Raw genomic sequence first — 17408 nt, forward strand, 5'->3', positions numbered from 1 at the left:
TGTGCCGGTGACCGCTCTCGTCTCCCTCGTCATCCCCGTGCGCGATGCCGCGAGCGCGAAGAGCCGGCTCGCCGCTGAGGGGGGATCAGAGGCGGATGCCCGCCGCGCGTCGCTCGCCGCCGCGATCGCCCTCGACACGGTGTCAGCAGCGCGCGCCGCGCGCGAGGTCGGCGAGCTCATCGTCGTCGGGTCGCTGCGGGCCCCGATCGCGGGCGTGCGTCTGGTCGACGACCCGGGTTACGGGCTGCTCGTCGCGATCGGTGCGGGGCTCGCCGCCGCCGACCCGGCGACACCGACCGCGGTACTGCTCGGCGACCTGCCGGCGCTGCAGCCGGAAGACCTGGACGCCGCGCTCGTCGCGGCGAGCGAGCATCACTGGGCGTTCGTCGCGGATGCGGAGGGTGACGGAACGACCCTCGTGGTCGCCTCAGCGGGGCTGCCGCACTCGCTGCGGTTCGGTGCGGCCTCGGCCGAGCAGCACCGTGACGCCGGTTACGTCGAGCTCGAGGTGCCGGATCGCTCGGGCCTGCGTCGCGACGTCGACACGCTCGAGCAGCTCGCGCACCTCCAGGCCCTCGCCGACGCGGGTGTCGTGCTGCTCGGGCCGCGCACAGCCGCGCTGCTGTAACGCTGCGCTCTAGCGGTACTCCTCGGGCGGTCCGTCCTCGGCGTTCGCCGGCTCCATCCAGAACGGGTCCCAGTAGTGACCGTCCGGATCCTGGAAGGCGCGGCTGTACATGAAGCCGAGGTCGCGCGCCTCGAAGGGGGAGCCGCCGGCCGAGATCGCCCGCTCGACGAGCGCGTCGACCTCCTCGCGGCTCGCGCAGCTCAGGGCGTACTGGGCGCCGATCGCCGAGCGGGCATCCGCCACCGCATGGCCGGGGATGAAGCTGCCGAAGAACTCGTGCGTCAGCAGCATGACGTAGATCGTGTCGCTGACGACCACGCACGCGCCGTCGTCGTTCGAGAACAGCTCGTTGATCGAGTAGCCGAGCGCTTCGTAGAACGCGCGGGAGCGGGCCAGGTCGGCCACAGGCAGGTTGATGAAGACCATGGTGGACATGGCCCCCACTATCCTCCCGAACGCACCTCGGCAACAGTGAGAGAAAGACGACGACCCGTTGCGGCGTAGCCCTGCTCGCGGTGAGACTGGGCGACCGCGACGCGCTCCGGGTCGGGCGTTCCGTAGGTCGTCGTGCGCTGGCGCGCGACGCGGCCGATCGAGGTTGCCAGCTCTTCGAGCTCAGCGACCGTCTTCTCAGACCCATTGTCAGCGCCCGCCATGCGGCTGATCGTCTCCTCCATGAGGGTGCCGCCCACGTCGTCGGCCCCGCCGCGCAGCATGAGCTGCGTGCCCTCGGTGCCGAGCTTGACCCACGAGGTCTGGATGTGATCAATGCGGCCGTGCAGCATGAGGCGCGCGACGGCGTGAACCGCACGGTTCTCTTGCGGCGTCGGGCCGGGCCGCGCCACGCCCGCGAGGTAGACCGGCGAGCTCGCGTGCACGAAGGGCAGCAGCACGAACTCGGTGAATCCTCCGGTGTCGTCCTGCACGCGCGCGAGGGTGCGCAGGTGGCCGACCCAGTGGTGCGGAGCATCCACGTGCCCATACATCATCGTGCTCGACGAGCGGATGCCGAGCCGGTGCGCGGTGCTGACGATCTCGATCCACTCGGCGGCGGGCAGCTTGCCCTTCGTGAGAACCCAGCGCACCTCGTCGTCGAGGATCTCGGCGGCCGTGCCCGGAATCGTGTCGAGCCCCGCCTCCTTCGCCGCCGTCAAGAAGTCGGCGAACGACAACCCGGTGCGGGATGCTCCGTTCACGATCTCCATCGGGCTGAAGGCGTGCAGGTGAATGCCCGGCTGGCGCTTCTTCACCTCGCGCGCGAGGTCGAAGTATGCGGTGCCGGGCAGGTCGGGGTGGATTCCGCCTTGCATGCAGATCTCGGTCGCCCCGAGCGCCCAGGCCTCGTCGACCCGGTCTCCGACCTGCTGCATCGAGAGGGTGAACGCGTCGGCGTCGGTGCGCCGCTGGGCGAAGGCGCAGAACCGGCAGCCGGTGTAGCAGACGTTGGTGAAATTGATGTTGCGGTTGACGACGTAGCCGATCTCGTCGCCCACCGTGTCGCGCCGCACGCGGTCGGCGAGCTCGGCGAGCGCGTCGAGGTCGGCGCCGTCGGCCTGCAGCAGGGTCAGGTAGTCGTCGTCGCTCAAGCCGGCGGGAGCATCCTCGGCCCGACGCAGCACCGCGGCGACGCCCGTGCTCACGGCGACCGTGCGCTCGCGAGCCTGCTCTGTTGTTGTGCGCGGCTCTCGAGCCGCGACCGTCGCGTCGCGCAGCTCGGCCCAGTCGCCGTAGACGTCGTCGAAGTCGCTGCGGGTCGAGGTGAGGCGCCCCTCGGTGTCGATCGCGACGTGCAGGTCGGTGCGTCCGGTGCCGGCGCGGCTCGCCCAATCGGGGTCGGGCTCCTGCCACGGGATGCCCTGCAGTACGGCCGACTCGTCGGCGAGCCCGTCGGGGCCGGCGAGCGCGCGCACGTGCGGCACGATGCGCGGGTCGAGCCAGGGCTCTTCCGCGCGCACGTAGTGGGGGTGGGCGGTGAGGCGCTCGCGCAGCGTGAAGCCGCTCTCCGCCGTGAGGCGCGCGAGCTCGTCGATCTGCGGCCAGGGGCGCTCGGGGTTGACGTGGTCGGGGGTGAGCGGGCTCACGCCGCCCCAGTCGTCGATGCCCGAGCGAATGAGCAGGCCGAGCTCTTCGGCGTCGGTGAGATTCGGCGGTGCTTGCACGCGCGCTCCGGGGCCGAGCACGAGACGGCTGACGGCGACGGCGGCGATGTACTCCTGCAGGGCGAGGTCGTCGGCGGCGCGCATGGCTGTGCGCGGCTTGGCGCGGAAGTTCTGGATGATGACTTCTTGCACGTGCCCGTGCCGGCGGGCGGTCGCGCGGATGGCGAACATGCCGTCGACGCGCTCGGCGTAGGTCTCGCCGATGCCGAGCAGCAGCCCGGTCGTGAAGGGGATCGCACTGCGGCCGGCGTCTTCGAGCACCCGCAGGCGCAGCGCGGGGTCTTTGTCGGGCGAACCGAAGTGGGCGAGCCCGCGCGTCTCGAACAGGCGCGTGCTCGTCGTCTCGAGCATCATGCCCATGCTCGGGGCGACGGGCTTGAGCCGCTGCAGCTCTTGCCAGGTCATGACGCCGGGGTTGAGGTGCGGCAGCAGTCCGGTCTCTTCGAGCACGAGGATCGCGACGGAGCGCAGGTAGTCGATCGTCGAGTCGTAGCCGCGGGCGTCGAGCCACTCGCGGGCGGCGGGCCAGCGGTCCTCCGGCCGGTCGCCGAGCGTGAAGAGGGCCTCCTTGCAGCCGAGCGCGGCGCCCTGGCGGGCGATCTCGAGCACCTCGTCGGGGGAGAGGAAGGGCGCTTTGCCCTGCGCGGCGAGCTGGTTGGGGGTCTGCACGAACACGCAGTAGTGGCACCGGTCGCGGCACAGGTGCGTGAGCGGGATGAACACCTTGCGCGAGTACGTGATGACGCCGGGGCGCCCGGCCTTCTCGAGCCCGGCATCCCGCACGCGGCTCGCAACGGTCAGCAACCGCTCGAGGTCGTCGTGCCGGCAGTGCAGCAGCGTCTCGGCCTCGGTCGCGTCGAGCGTGACGCCCGACTCCGCGCGCTTGAGCGCGCGCGAGATCGCGGAGGCGGTGGGCACGAACGCGGCGGTGCTCGCGGCGGCGCCGGTGGCGCGCGTGGTGGCGGGGGTGGTGTCGGTCATGGATGCTCCCGGCAGGCCGAGCGACGGCGGGCACGCTGACCCCGCCGGGTCGGGCACCTCAAGCGAGGTGCCGAGTCGCGCCCCAGACCGGGCGCGAGACGTTCGATGACCCCACCCTACTCGCGGCGGCGGACGGTCACGCGTCGTCGGAGATGGTCCTTTCGGAGTCTCGCGAAACGATTGCGGGTGGTTCCGCCGGCGTCAGGGTGGCCGGTGACCATCCAGGAATCGACATCGCCGTCGAGAAGTTCATGGTCCCTCCGCTCTGGTGTCGAGTGTCGCACGTGGCACCGCCGTCCGGGCAGCAAGCAGGAACGCGAGGGGCCCCCGGCCCACCGTGCGGACGGTGAGTCGGGGGCCGAGGGGGCGACGCGGACTACCACTCGTCGTCGGCGCTCTCGCCCGCGCCCGGGCCATGCGGGCCGTGCGGGCCGTGCGCACCCGGGCCACCGGGGCGCTCACCGCGGTCGGGGCGATCGCCCTCGGCCGGCTCGACCCCGTTCACGCGGTCGGTGATGCGCTGCTCGATGTCGGCGAGGCGATCGTCGGCCTCCTGCTGCGTGAGGTCGCCGTCGGCCACGTGCTCGGCGAGGTGCTCTTGCGCCTCGGCGACGAGCGCGTCGATGAGCGTCGAGACCTGCACGCCCTGCTGCTCGGCGAGCTCCGCGAGCGTCGTGCCCGCGTCGCGGGCGGCCTTCAGCTCGTCTTCGGTGAGGTCGAGCACGGTCATGACCGTCTCGAGCCCGGGGCGCTCGCCGCGGGAGCCGTGGCCCTCGCGTCCGCGCTCCTGCGCACCCGCCGCATCGGAGGTGGCGCTCGTCATCGCCCCGGCGCTCGGCACCGCCGCCATGGCGGTCGGGGCGAGGGCCAGGCCGAACGCCGTGAGCGCTCCGGCCGCGACGAGGGTGGTCAGGGTGGTGGTCGTCTTTCGCATGAGGAACTCCTTCGGTTCGAGCTGCGAGTGCAGCGCGTGCGGTGACAGAGCCCACCGTCGACCCCGAAACTATGCGCTTTCTATGCCTCGTCTATGACTCAGCGACCACTGCGCCCAGTGCCGCCTCGGCGAGCGCCGACGCGAGCGTCGGAACAATCGACCCGAGCGCGATGACGTCGAGCCACCCGTGTCCGCGGTGCCTCGAGTCCCGAGACCACGATGCGGGATCGACGCCAGCCCACCCAGGGTTGCAAGGGCGCAAACGATTGCGCTAACGTGAGGACTCACCGCACCGGAGCGAAGAGGGGTACCTGTCTGTGAATATTCGAGTTGCAGACGCGAATACCTACGTCACCCATGTTCACACGCGCGTTCCCTTCCGGTACGGGATTGCCGAAATGACCGTGGCGCCACACGTTGTCCTCACCCTCGAGGTGCGTGCAGCAGACGGTCATCGCGCTCAGGGGATCGCCTCCGAACAGCTCCCTCCCGCGTGGTTCACGAAGAATCCGGGGGAGACGTATGCCGACGAGATTCGCGGGATGGTCGCTGTCATCTCATCGGCGGTCGAGGCCGCGGTCGGACGCTCGTCCGACACAGCCTTTGGCCTGTGGTGGGGGTTGCAGCACGATGTCTCACAGTCGGCACGCGACTCGAGTACTCCCGGGCTACTGAGTGGTCTCGGAGTCGCGTTGGTTGAGCGTGCACTTCTCGATGCCGTGTGCAGGCTGGCGGGGGTGCCGTTCGCCGGTGCCCTTCGCTCGGGGCTTCTCGGCTTCCGGCCGTCGCTGATCCACCAGGAGTTGGCTGACGGGATGACGTTCTCAGCCCCGCCCCGAGAAACCCTCGCCGTTCGTCAGACCGTCGGCCTCGCTGACCCTCTCCGCGACGCCGAGGTTGTCGACGACCCGCGTGATGGCCTCCCCGTTAGCCTTGAGGCCAGTATGAGGCGCTACGGCCTGGATCACTTGAAGGTGAAGACGAAGGGTGACGCTGAAGCCGATATCGACCGGCTGCGCGACCTGTTCGCGCTCGCCGACGAGCTGGGGACTCGCATCTCGTTGACGATCGATGGCAACGAGTCGATGCGCAGCTCTGACCACTTCACGGAATGGATCGGGGCCTTGCAGAGTAGCGCCACGGTCGGCGCGCGGCTGCGCGACTCACTCATCGCTGTCGAGCAGCCGTTTCACCGGGATGTGGCGTTCAGCCATGAAGTGGAAGCGGCCCTCCGCGCAACCGGATCGGATGCCCTCGTGATCATCGACGAATCCGACGACAGCCTCGAGGCCGTTCGGTTGGCTATGGACATGGGCTACTCGGGCGGTACCTACAAGGGGTGCAAGGGCGTCTTCCGCGGGCTCGCCAACGCTCTTCTCGTGCAGCAGCGGTCGTCGCAGGCGCCGGCCATCTTGACGGCCGAAGACCTCGCGACCCTGCCGCCTCTCACTCTCAATCAAGACCTGGTCGTGGCCGCCACTATGGGGCTCACGCATATCGAGCGAAACGGTCACCACTTCTTCGGCTGCCTCGCGCCGATCACCCCAACGATCGACGAGATCGCATTGCGCAGCCACCCCGAACTATTCGAGGCCGGTGCCGACGGACGAGCTCACCTGGCGATTCATGGGGGCGCACTCCAGGTCTCCGGTGCGCTGGCGGCTCCGTTCGGATTCGCCGCCGACCTCGACGTATCCCACTTGACGGCGCTCTCAGAGGACAGCGCGCTCGTGGGAGTAGGAGACTCCAGCGGACGGGCACCTCAGCGATGAGCATCCTGTTCCGCGGGACCATCCTCACCTGTGACAGATTGGAGTGCGACCGATGAGTGCGACAGGGGCCAGCGCCGAGCGCTCGGATGCCGCTTACGCGATCCTTCGCGAGGGAGCAGTGATTCCCGCACACCCCCTGGCGCTGGACAACAACCGGCAGCTCGATCTTCGGCACCAGAGAGCGCTGACGCGGTACTACATCGACGCCGGCGCCGGAGGACTCGCGGTGGGCGTGCACACGACCCAATTTGCTATTCGCGAAGCAGGACTCTACGAGCAGGTGCTGGGGATCGCGGCAGAGACGGCTCTCACCTGGACGGGCCGTCCGGTCGCGCTCGTCGCCGGGCTGACGGGCCGGACCCTGCAGGCCGTCGCGGAGGCCGAGACGGCTCGTCGGCTTGGCTACCACGCAGGCCTTCTCAATGTCGCGGCCTGGAAGGACCAGAGCGAGGTCGAGATTCTCGAGCACTGCCGTCGGGTCGCGGACGTCATTCCGGTCATCGGCTTCGCCCTCCTCCCGGAGGTGGGAGGGTTCCACCTGTCCTACGACTTCTGGCGGGCTTTCGCCGAGATCGAGAATGTGATTGCGATCAAGATGGCGCCGTTCGACCGGTATCGCACGGTGGACATCGTTCGTGCGGTGGTGGACGCTCACGCCGAGAATCGAATCACTCTCTACACCGGCAATGACGACCACATCGTGCTCGACCTGCTGCAGCCTTTCATGATCCCACGGGGCGACGAGGTGGTCACCGTGCACGTGCGCGGCGGCCTGCTGGGGCACTGGAGCGTGTGGACGCACAAGGCCGTCGCTCTCCTGGAGCGGCTCCGTCTCGTGCAGGATTCCGACGTTCCCCAGGCGCTGCTCGGACTGGACTCGCAGGTGACCGACATGAACGGTGCGATCTACGACGCTCACCACGCCTTCCGGGGGTGCATCCCTGGTTGCCTCGAGGTCCTCAGTCGACAGGGACTCGTCGCGAGCACCCTGTGCCTCGATCCGAAGGAGACGCTGTCGCCGGGACAGGCCGACGAGATCGATCGGGTCTACGCGATGTATCCCGACTTCAATGACGACGAGTTCGTTGCGGCCAACCTGTCGCGGTGGCTTGCCGATTCCCCGAAAGAGGAGAAGTGATGTCCCAGAACACCATTCCGTCTGTGTTGTCGCGAGAGTCCCTTCCGGAATTCTTCGTTGACACCGAGCACCTGGATGACTTTCTCTCGTTGCCGACACCCGAAACGATCGCAGATCTGGCGGCTCTAGACGGCGACGTCATCGTCTTGGGCGTCGCGGGCAAGATGGGGCTCGGACTCGCCCGTCTCATCAAGCGCGCCGCTCCCGCGAAGAGAGTGATCGGTGTGGCTCGCTTCTCCGAACCTGGCAGCGAGGAGTCGCTCCAGAGGCACGGGGTCGAGACCATCCGTTGCGATCTTCTCGATCGCGACGCTGTGGCGAAGCTGCCCAAGGTGAAGAACGTCATCTACATGGCGGGCCTCAAGTTCGATGCCAAGGGGCGGGAAGACTTCCTGTGGGCGATGAACACTCTGGCTCCGGCGATCGTGGCCGACGCCTTCCGAGACTCGCGCATCGTGGCGCTCTCGTCGATTCACGTGTATCCGTGGAGCGACCCTCGTCGGGGTGGTGTCGGCGAAGACACCCCGCCACTCGCGCGACCCGGCGAGTACGCGAACTCGGTGGTCGGTCGTGAAAGGACCTTCCAGTACTTCAGCCGGCTGCACGGCACACCGGGGCGCATCGTTCGGTTCGTCTACGCGGTCGATATGCGATACGGCGTGATGCAGGAGATTGCCAGCTGGGTTCGGGATGGAAAGCCCGTCCCTCTCGCGACGGGCACCGTCAACCTCCACTGGCAAGGGGATGCGATCAACCAGTTCGTTCGCCTTCTCGGCCATCTGGAGACACCGTCGAGCCCCATCAACATCGGGGGGCCCGAGCTCGTGAGCGTGCGGCGCCTCGCGCTGGAGTTCGGCAAGCACCTCGGCGTCGAACCTGTCTTCGAGGGCGAAGAGAGCGACCACGTTCTCGCCGTCAATTGCGATCTTGGCAACGAGCTCATGGGCAACCCCACGGTGCCGATCTCGACGATGGTGCGCTGGGTGGCCGACTGGGTGAAGAACGACAAGCCCATCTACGGCAAGCCCAGCAAGTTCGACGTCCGTTCAGGTCAGTTCTAAGGAGGGTCGCATGAACGCATCCTGGGAAGCGACGATGCTGAGCGGCATCAAGGTCGTCAGCTTCACCCACTTCCTCCAGGGACCATCGGCGACGCAGCTTCTGGCGGACCTCGGCGCAGACGTCGTCAAGATCGAGCCGATCAGTGGAGCGTTCGAACGATCGTGGAGTGCCACGGGCGAGACGCTCAATGGCCTGAGTCCGTTCTATGCGCTCGCGAACCGGAACATCCGCAGCATGGCGGTCAACCTCAAGGACCCTGATGCGAAGCAGGTCGTTCTCGACCTCATTGCAGAGTGTGATGTTCTGATTGAGAGCTTCCGACCCGGTGCTCTTGATCGAATGGGGCTCGGGTATGAGGAACTGTCGTCGGCCTTCCCCCGTCTGATCTATGCATCGCTCTCTGGCTATGGCAGTGACGGGCCGTATCAGGATCGGCCGGGACAGGATGTCCTTATTCAGGCACTCTCGGGCCTCGCCGCCGCAACGGGATCCTCGGAGACGCCGCCGACTCCTGTGGGAGCATCCATCGTCGATCAGCATGCGGCCGTGCTCGCGGCCTTCGGAATTCTCGCCGCCCTGCGCGGCAGGGATCAGACGGGTCACGGAACCCGGCTGGAGAGCAACCTCTTGAACGCCGCTCTCGACCTGCAGATCGAGCCGATGACGTACGCGTTGAATGGGATGACCGCTCAGCGTTCGTCCAGCGGCGTCTCGTCGCCCTACTACCGCGCCCCCTACGGCGTCTTCGCGACCAGTGACGACTATCTCTGCATTTCGTTGACGAGTCTCGAGACGCTGGCCGCGGTGCTCAACGACGAGTGGTTCCTGTCGGTCGACGCACACGACGCGCACGCTCGGCGAGACGACGTGAATCAGCGGGTGAAGGATCACCTGGCACGGCGGTCGACGGCGGAGTGGACAAACGATTTCAGTGCTGCGGGCGTCTGGTTCGCCCGAGTGAATCGCTACTCCGACGTCCTCGTCGACCCCCAAGTTCTCCACAACGAATCTTTCACGTCGTACACGCACGAGCGGGCAGGGGAGGTTCGGTTGCTCGCGCATCCGCTCAAGTACGGAGGGCGCCGCCCCGGCATCCGCAAGCCGCCTCCCGAGCTGGGGGAGGACACGCGGGCAGTGCTCGAGCAGTTGGGGTACGACGCGCAGCACATCGACAGCCTGTTCGCCCAAGGATGCGTCGGGTAATGGCGTCCCACGTCGTCGTTGAGCGCTCGGGGGGTGTTGCGCGGGTCGTTCTTGATCGAGCCGAGAAACGAAACGCTCTGACCGCGGAGATGCTCGACGGGCTTCTCGTCGCGCTGACGGAGGCCGAGCGGAACGGCGACCGTGCCCTCGTACTCTTGGGTGCGCCAGGGTACTTCTCGGCGGGTGCTGACGTGCGTGGCTACGCGGAATCGATCGATGATCCGCCCGCACTCCGGGCATTCACGGAGCGGGCCAACGAACTCTGCCGCCGCATGACGCGGTCGCCCGTCGTTATCGTCGCGGGCGTCGATGGTCTCGCCTTCGGGGGTGGCTTCGAGCTGGTACTGGCGTCGGATCTCGTGATCGCGAGCGAGCGGAGCACGTTCGCCCTCCCCGAGTTGAGCCTCGGTCTGATTCCTGGATGGGGTGGCACCTACCGTCTCACGGCCTACCTCGGGCTCGCGAAGACGAAGGAAGCCATCATGACCGGGCGCGTTCTCCCTGCGGCCGAACTCGCCGCCAGCGGTCTCATCACCATGGTGATTGCCTCAGACAGCGTGGAGCGGGAGGCCATCGTCCTTGCTGAGCGGCTCGCGATGCAACCAGCCCATGCGCTGGCCGCGGCGAAGCATGCAATTCAGGCTTCGGCGGGCCTCGACGGCCCGGTCAACCTGCAGGACGTGGAGAAGGATCTCCTGCTCGACCTTTTCGCTACCACAGACGCTCGCGAGGGAATCGCGGCGTTCGTCGAGAAACGGCCCCCCCGATTCGCGGTGGCGACCGGAACAGAGTGAGGATGCAATGACCCTCCCGACCCACACGTCGCCCCACCTTGACCGGTGGACGCTTGACGCCGTGTACCCACCGGATCACTCGATTCCCGTTCTCACCACTACGGATGTCGTTGTGGTCGGCGCGGGTGCTGCCGGAACGGCCGCCGCGACGGTCCTCGCCGAGGAGGGTCTGAGCGTCGTCCTGGTCGAGCGCTACGGTTTCGCCGGTGGCGCTGCTGTGGCAGGGATGTCGGGCACGATCTGTGGCCTGTACCTCGCGACGGACGACGAGCGTTCCGGCCCTCACCAGGTTGTCTTCGGGTTCGCGGAGCGCTTCCGTGCGGAGCTGGAGAGCCGGGGAGGCGTCACGGCCCCTCAGCGTTACGGGAAGACCTGGACGGTCGCTCATGACCCGGCTGTCTGGCGAGATAGCGCGGACACGTTCTTCACCGCGGCTGGGGTTCGGGTGCTCTACCACACCGCTGTCGTCGGGGTCGTGATGGAAGGTGACGCCTACCGCGGTGTCATCCTCGAATCCAACGCCGGTCGAGTTGCGGTTCACTGCCAGCGGGTGATCGACGCCTCCGGCGACGGAGCGGTGGTGTCGCGGGGAGGGGCTGGATACTTCTTCGGCGACAACGGTCGAATCCAGAACCCGACGATGTTCTTCCGGCTGGCGAACGTCGATACGGATGCGTTCTGGGACCACTTCGGCCCTGACACCATCTGTCACGGAGAGTTGAGCGCCGCGATCATCGCGGAGCGGGAACGCGGGGCTGATCTGCCCCGCGAGAAGATCTGGGTCTTCCGCACCCCTCGGCCGGGAGAGCTCATGGTGAATGCCACGCGCTTGACTGGCCCCCTCGGACGAGTGCTCAACGTCATTGATCCGGAGGACTTCACTATCGCGGAGATCGACGGTCGCCGTCAGGTTCGGGCCTACGCGCACTTCTTCCGTGAACAGGTTCCGGGCTGTGGCGCGGCGTATGTCGTCGATACCGGAGTCGAAGTCGGCATCCGTCAGACGCGGAGCATCGCGGCCGTGAGGCCGCTGACGAACGACATGGTGGTGTCGTGCGAGAAGTCGGGTGACGGCATCGCCCGATCCCCGTGGCCGATTGAGTTGCATGATGGCACGCGGCCCAAGCTGCACTGGCTCCTCGACGACTACTACGAGGTCCCGTACGGTGCTCTCGTCCCGACGATGGGCGAGAACATCATCGTCGCTGGCCGATGTCTCGGAGCGGAGCATGAGGCACTCGCGTCCGCTCGGGTGACCGCTCAGTGCTTCGAATACGGCCACACCGCTGCTCGAGCAACGGTCATGTCCTTGCAGACGTCAACCGCCTACCGCGACGTTGACGTCGACCAGTTGCGCCGCACGATGATCGAGCACGGCAGCGCGCTCTGACACGCGTCTCGCTGTGCAGAAGCGGGCTACGGGAACGTCCCGGATTGGGCGTAGAGGTTCTCGACACCGAAAGAACGGGAAGGAGTCACGCATGATTGCCATTGATCTCAGGGACGATGTCGTGCTGGTTGTCGGTGGTGCGGGCGCGATCGGCTCGGCCGTGGCGCGTACTGCCGCCCTCGCTGGTGCGCGCGTCGCCGTCGCCGATTTCCATCGGGAGGCGGCGCAGGCGGTAGTGCGTGAGATCGAGGCCGACGGCGGCATCGCAGAGGCCTACGAGATCGATCTGACGCGGTCAGACTCGGTGCAGGCCTGCGTCGACGCTGTCGTCGAGTCGTTCGGAAAGCTCACGGCACTGATGAATGCGGCCGGGCACCGAGGGAGTGCTGCGAGCGAGTTGATGACCGATGAGATGTGGAGCATTCTGCTCGACGTCAACCTGACCGGGGTGTTCCGGGCATCCCGCGCGGCGGTGCCCGCGCTCAAAGCGTCGGGGGGCGGCTCCATCGTCAGCCTGTCGTCTGTCGCGGCGTTCTCGGCCTCACGAGAGTCAGCCCCGTACTCTGCCACCAAGGCGGGAGTCATCGGGTACAGCGTCGGGCTCGCCGGCGAACTTGCACCGTTTGGCGTTCGCGTGAACACGATCTGCCCGGGCTGGGTAGATGGAGGCTTCACCCACAAGGCGCTGGCGACAGCGGCCGATCCGGATGCTCTGCGCGCGACCGCGACAGGTCAGCACCTTCTCGGGCGCATGGCCACGCCGAGCGACGTTGCGAACGCGGCCGTCTGGTTGATGAGCGATCTCTCGTCGTTCGTCACCGGGACGTCGCTCTACGTTGACGGTGGATTCGCCGTCAAGCACTGAGACGAACTCGCTCGCGGTGCGTTGTCGCCGATCCGACGGTTCAGGAGACTCTTCTGGTCGACTCGCGCTGAATGAGTCGGGGCGGGGGATCGGAAACCATGTCATCCGTCAAGGGCTGACCCTCCAGCGCCGACAGAAGCATCTCCGCTGCGCGCCGGCCAGCATCCTCCAGGGGCATCTCCACGGTGGAGAGGGCGGGAGTCACGTACCGTGCCGCCCAGGTGTCTTGCAGGGCAATGATGGCGAGTTCATCCGGAACGGAGATACCAGACGACATGGCCTGGTGGAGAGCTCCGATACCCGCGTTGACGCTAGCGACCACGATGCTGTCGGGCGGGTCAGGGAGGGCAAGCAGAGTGCGCACGCCCTCATCGCCCGATCTCGCTTCCCAGCCGGTGGAGACGATGAGGTCGTCATCGACGGCGAACCCACGTCGACGGAGTGCTGAACGGAATCCCTCCTCGCGCCGCTGTGCTGCGTCGTGGAGCGGGTTACCGCCGATGAAGCCAATTCGTCGGGCCCCGGTCCCCAGCAGATGCGCAACAGCGAGATCGATGCCGTTCGCGTCGTCAATGATCACCGAACCACGTCGAGACGCCAGGACGGTGTTGAACAGGACGACGGGAGGTGACACATCGATCAGGGAACGAAGCTGATCGTCGGTGGTCTTCTCGGGCCTCTGGAGGACCACGCCATCCACCCGGCCGTTGCCGATGAGCCGTCGGAGGGCATCCTCGCCGTCCTCATCGTCGACTTCACCGAGGAGCACCGAGAATCCGCTGGCACGGGCCTGCGCACCGACACCCGCGAACAGGGGCCCGAAGACGGCGTTATTGACCTTGGGAACAACGAGGGCGATTGCCCGAGTCTGGGCCGAACGCAGTGCACGGGCGCGATTGTCAGCCACATAGTTCAGCTCTTGGGCAATGGCGAAGACGCGATCCCGAGTGGAGGGGCTCACGCGAGCCCGGGTATCGCCGCTGAGCACCCGAGAGGCCACCGAGACAGAGACGCCCGCCCGCTCGGCGACGTCTCTCAGCTTTGCCACGGCTCCACCGTAGCGGCATGGTGGGCAGCGCGGAATGACGTGACGACCGCGGCGGCTGGTTGCGTGTGCGGCGAGCGCGACGGCCGCGCGATCGGGAAGTGCCATGCATCAGCGGTCGGCACCCTCGCGCCGACACCGGCCGGTCGCTGCGGTTCGCGCGGTGTGCGCGGCCCAGTCTCCCTCTGTCGAGGCTCAGTGCTTCCCGCTCGTCGGCCGAAAAGAACAATCGGTTGCGCACCTGGCAATTGCTGTGTCACACTGCTCTCACTAGTCCCCATGCTCGAACTGAGCAACTCAACGATGAGATTGGACAACACCATGAGTGACGCACCACGAAGAGTGAACCTTCGAGCCCTCGGGGCCGCGACAGTCGCGGCCGCACTGTTCCTGACCGGCTGTGCCGCCGAGGCTCCCTCAGAGGAGGAAGGCCCCGTCGAGATCCGCATGACCTGGTGGGGGTCTGACGCGCGCCACGAGCGCACCAACGCCGCGATCGACCTGTTCGAGGAGAAGTACCCCAACATCACGGTTGTGCGCGAGCCGGCCGGCTTCGAGGGCTACCGCGACAAGCTCCTCACCCAGTCGGCCGCCGGCAACGCGCCCGACGTCTTCCAGTTCTACGACGACATCCTCCGGGAGTTCGGTGACCGCGGTCAGCTGCTCGACCTCAACACCCTGGCCCCCGAGCCGCTCTCTCTGGAGGGCTGGCCCGAGTCGGTGCTCGACAGCATCCTCATCGATGGTGAGGTTCGCGCACTGCCGTTCAGCGTGACCACGCAGGCCGTCTCCTACAACACCGTCGCATTCGAGACCTACGGTGTCGACGCCCCGACCGACGACTGGACCTGGGATGACTTCGCCGAGACCGCTCAGGCGATCACCGACGCCTCGGGCGGAGCCGTCTACGGCACCTCCGACTGGTCGGGCTTCAACCAGGCCTTCGAGGTGTGGGCCAAGCAGGCTGGCGGTGACTTCATCGACGACCAGGGCTTGGCCTTCTCGAAGGAGGACCTCGCCAGCTGGTGGGAGCTCTGGGCTGACCTGCGCGAGTCGGGAGCGGCGGTGCCGGCTGACGTTGCTGCTGAGTACCCGACGAACTACGATGCGCTGGTCGCCGGCCGCACCGCCATGGGCTTCTCGACCGCCAACGTGCTTCAGGCCATCCAGTCGCAGACGGCCGACAACGTCGACGCGGTCCGTGCTCCCAGCGACGCCGACACGCCGGGTTCCTACCTGCGCACCGCCATGACGCTCGCTGTGGCGAAGACGTCGGAGCACCCGGAAGCGGCGGGTCTGCTGATCAACTTCCTGGTCAACGACCCCGAGGCTACGGCCATTCTCGGGATCGAGCGCGGAATCCCGCTCAACCCGACGGTGATCGACGCCGCCACAGAAGGCGCAGACGAGACCGCGCAGGAGTTCGTGCGCCTGGTCGAGTCTGTTCGCGAGAACGGTGCGCCAAGCCCGGTTCCGCCGGTCGCCGGTGCGGGCGAGGTCATCGCCCTCTTCACGGAGTACTCGCAGCGTGTGGCTTTCGGCCAACTGTCTGTCGATGATGCCGTCGACGAGTTCTTCGCGGCAGCCGAGTCGACCTTCGGTCGCTAGCGGAGGACCCATCACATGTCTGTCGACGAGCGATCGCGACTGCGGCTCGTGAGTGACAGCGCCGGCGCCGTGGGGGCCTCTGCCCCCCGGCGCCGGCGCCGGCACCGCCGCAATGGAGAGAGACTGGCGCCCTGGTTGTTCCTGGCGCCGTGGCTGTTCGGGCTCATCGCCGTCTCGCTGGGTCCTGCCCTCTACTCGCTGTACCTCTCCTTCACCAACTACAACCTTCTGCAGGCGCCGGAGTGGGTCGGCCTCGACAACTACGTGCGGATGTTCACCGCCGATCCGAAGTACTTGGAATCAGTGGATGTCACCCTCCGTTACGTGATCATCTCCGTGCCTCTGCAGCTCGCGTTCGCTCTCGCGCTCGCGCTCCTCCTGAATCGGGGTCTGCGCGGGCTGGCCATCTACCGGTCGATCCTCTACTTGCCCTCGCTGATCGGAACGAGTGTCGCGATCGCCGTGCTCTGGCGTCAGATGTTCGGCAGTGACGGATTGTTCAATCAGATTCTGGCCGTCTTCGGCATTGACGCGGGAAGCTGGGTCGGCAACCCCGACACCGCGCTGGGCACCCTCATCGTGCTGAACGTCTGGACCTTCGGCTCGCCGATGGTGATCTTCCTGGCCGCTCTTCGTCAGGTGCCGCAGTACCTCTATGAAGCCGCGTCCATTGACGGAGCGGGCAAGCTTTCACAGTTCTGGCACATCACCTTGCCCATGCTGAGCCCGGTGGTTCTGTTCAACCTGGTGTTGCAGCTCATTGGGGCGTTCCAGGCCTTCACCCCCGCATTCGTCGTGTCGGGCGGCACCGGCGGGCCCGCAAACTCCACCCTCTTTTACACGTTGTACCTCTACCAGAAGGCGTTCACCGGATTCGAGATGGGCTACGCGAGCGCCATGGCGTGGATCCTCTTCATCGGCGTCGGTGCCGTGACGGGCCTCGTCTTCTGGGCTTCACGGAAGTGGGTGAACTATGAGCAGTAGCTCCGTTCGATGGGAGGGCCGGTCGGCCTTCAAGCACGCGATGATCATCGCGTTCTGCATCGCCCTGATCTATCCGGTCTTGTGGCTGTTTGGCAGTTCGTTCAAGGAACCGGAGTTCATCTTCAGCGAGATCTCGATCATCCCGAACCCTGTCACCATCCAGAACTACGTGGATGGATGGGCGGGTGCGGGCACTCCGTTCGGCGTGGCGTTCGTGAACTCCACGGTCGTTGCGGTCGCCGCGGTGATTGGCAACCTCATCTCGTGCTCGCTGGCGGCATATGCCTTTGCGCGGATGTCCTTCCCGTTCCGGGGAGTGTTGTTCGCGGTGATGCTGGGCATGATCATGCTTCCGCACCACGTGGTGATCGTGCCGCAGTACGTCTTGTTCTCGTCGCTGGGGTGGAGCAACTCGTTCCTCCCCCTGGTCGTGCCCAAGTTCCTCGCCGTCGACTCGTTCTTCATCTTCCTGATGGTGCAGTTCATCAGGAGTCTTCCGATCGAGCTCGACCAGGCAGCGCGCATCGATGGATGCGGGCCCTGGCAGACGTATCGGAGGGTCATCCTTCCCCTGACGGTTCCGGCCCTCGTCACGACCGCGATCTTCACGTTCATCTGGACGTGGAACGACTTCTTCACTCCGATGATCTACCTGCAGAGCCCTGACCTCTTCACGGTTCCGCTCGCGCTGAACTCGTTCCTCGACGCGACGGGCAACTCATCGTGGGGTCCGATGTTCGCGATGGCCGTGCTGTCGTTGGGCCCACTGTTCGGCTTCTTCCTCGCGGGTCAGAAGTACCTGACTCAGGGCATCGCTACCACTGGTTTGAAAGGATAAGGACTTC

The 17408-nt window shown here is 66.7% G+C and carries 15 protein-coding genes; 11 read left to right on the forward strand and 4 right to left on the reverse strand.

Annotated features, from left to right (window positions below; all coding sequences use genetic code 11):
• The first annotated feature begins 7 nt into the window (after positions 1-7).
• Positions 8-628, forward strand: a complete 621-nt coding sequence (gene cofC, locus ACTIE9_RS00255) for a 2-phospho-L-lactate guanylyltransferase (protein WP_439563567.1) — start codon at positions 8-10, stop codon at positions 626-628.
• A 9-nt stretch (positions 629-637) separates the two neighbouring features.
• Here the strand turns inward: cofC and ACTIE9_RS00260 are convergent, their stop codons facing one another.
• The 3 genes from ACTIE9_RS00260 to ACTIE9_RS00270 all read right to left on the reverse strand — a co-directional run bounded on the left by ACTIE9_RS00260 (position 638) and on the right by ACTIE9_RS00270 (position 4702).
• Entirely contained in the window at positions 638-1063 is a 426-nt protein-coding gene (locus ACTIE9_RS00260) for a VOC family protein (RefSeq protein ID WP_439563568.1), read from the reverse strand.
• Positions 1064-1071: 8 nt separating this feature from the next.
• On the reverse strand, positions 1072-3768 hold the full coding sequence (locus ACTIE9_RS00265; RefSeq protein WP_439563569.1) for a bifunctional FO biosynthesis protein CofGH: 2697 nt from the start codon (positions 3766-3768) through the stop codon (positions 1072-1074).
• Positions 3769-4144: 376 nt separating this feature from the next.
• The gene (locus ACTIE9_RS00270) at positions 4145-4702 is read right to left on the reverse strand and encodes a hypothetical protein (protein WP_439563570.1); all 558 of its coding nucleotides are present in this window, start codon (positions 4700-4702) and stop codon (positions 4145-4147) included.
• 317 nt (positions 4703-5019) lie between these two features.
• On the opposite strand from ACTIE9_RS00270, the gene ACTIE9_RS00275 reads away from it, so the two are divergent.
• From ACTIE9_RS00275 to ACTIE9_RS00305, 7 genes are all read left to right on the forward strand, one after another.
• Positions 5020-6474 (forward strand): hypothetical protein, encoded by a 1455-nt coding sequence (locus tag ACTIE9_RS00275; RefSeq protein ID WP_439563571.1) that lies wholly within the window; start codon positions 5020-5022, stop codon positions 6472-6474.
• A gap of 52 nt (positions 6475-6526) precedes the next feature.
• Entirely contained in the window at positions 6527-7612 is a 1086-nt protein-coding gene (locus tag ACTIE9_RS00280; protein WP_439563572.1) for a dihydrodipicolinate synthase family protein, read from the forward strand.
• A gap of 89 nt (positions 7613-7701) precedes the next feature.
• Complete coding sequence (locus ACTIE9_RS00285) at positions 7702-8673, forward strand: NAD-dependent epimerase/dehydratase family protein (protein ID WP_439563573.1); 972 nt, start codon at positions 7702-7704, stop codon at positions 8671-8673.
• A 10-nt stretch (positions 8674-8683) separates the two neighbouring features.
• Positions 8684-9877, forward strand: coding sequence for a CaiB/BaiF CoA transferase family protein (locus tag ACTIE9_RS00290; protein WP_439563574.1), 1194 nt, complete (start codon positions 8684-8686; stop codon positions 9875-9877).
• Complete coding sequence (locus ACTIE9_RS00295; protein ID WP_439563575.1) at positions 9877-10671, forward strand: enoyl-CoA hydratase/isomerase family protein; 795 nt, start codon at positions 9877-9879, stop codon at positions 10669-10671. Before ACTIE9_RS00290 ends, ACTIE9_RS00295 begins: the two co-directional genes overlap by 1 nt.
• Before the next feature lie 7 nt (positions 10672-10678).
• Positions 10679-12061 carry an FAD-dependent oxidoreductase gene (locus tag ACTIE9_RS00300; protein WP_439563576.1) on the forward strand — a complete coding sequence of 461 codons (1383 nt, stop codon included), beginning with the start codon at positions 10679-10681 and terminating at the stop codon, positions 12059-12061.
• 13 nt (positions 12062-12074) lie between these two features.
• Entirely contained in the window at positions 12075-12926 is an 852-nt protein-coding gene (locus tag ACTIE9_RS00305) for an SDR family NAD(P)-dependent oxidoreductase (RefSeq protein ID WP_439563577.1), read from the forward strand.
• A 40-nt stretch (positions 12927-12966) separates the two neighbouring features.
• On the opposite strand, the gene ACTIE9_RS00310 is transcribed toward ACTIE9_RS00305, so the two are convergent.
• Positions 12967-13974, reverse strand: a complete 1008-nt coding sequence (locus ACTIE9_RS00310) for a LacI family DNA-binding transcriptional regulator (protein ID WP_439563578.1) — start codon at positions 13972-13974, stop codon at positions 12967-12969.
• 318 nt (positions 13975-14292) lie between these two features.
• Here ACTIE9_RS00310 and ACTIE9_RS00315 point away from each other — a divergent pair, with 318 nt between their 5' ends.
• From ACTIE9_RS00315 to ACTIE9_RS00325, 3 genes are read left to right on the forward strand one after another with little or no spacing between them, the layout of a single operon-like run.
• Complete coding sequence (locus tag ACTIE9_RS00315; protein ID WP_439563579.1) at positions 14293-15579, forward strand: ABC transporter substrate-binding protein; 1287 nt, start codon at positions 14293-14295, stop codon at positions 15577-15579.
• A 15-nt stretch (positions 15580-15594) separates the two neighbouring features.
• Entirely contained in the window at positions 15595-16563 is a 969-nt protein-coding gene (locus ACTIE9_RS00320; RefSeq protein ID WP_439563580.1) for a carbohydrate ABC transporter permease, read from the forward strand.
• Positions 16553-17401: a carbohydrate ABC transporter permease gene (locus ACTIE9_RS00325; protein ID WP_439563581.1), complete on the forward strand. Its 849-nt coding sequence runs from the start codon at positions 16553-16555 to the stop codon at positions 17399-17401. The genes ACTIE9_RS00320 and ACTIE9_RS00325 overlap by 11 nt, the downstream gene beginning before the upstream one ends.
• Positions 17402-17408 lie beyond the last annotated feature (7 nt).

Source organism: Microcella sp. (assembly GCF_051860105.1).
Taxonomy (GTDB): Bacteria; Actinomycetota; Actinomycetes; order Actinomycetales; family Microbacteriaceae; genus Microcella.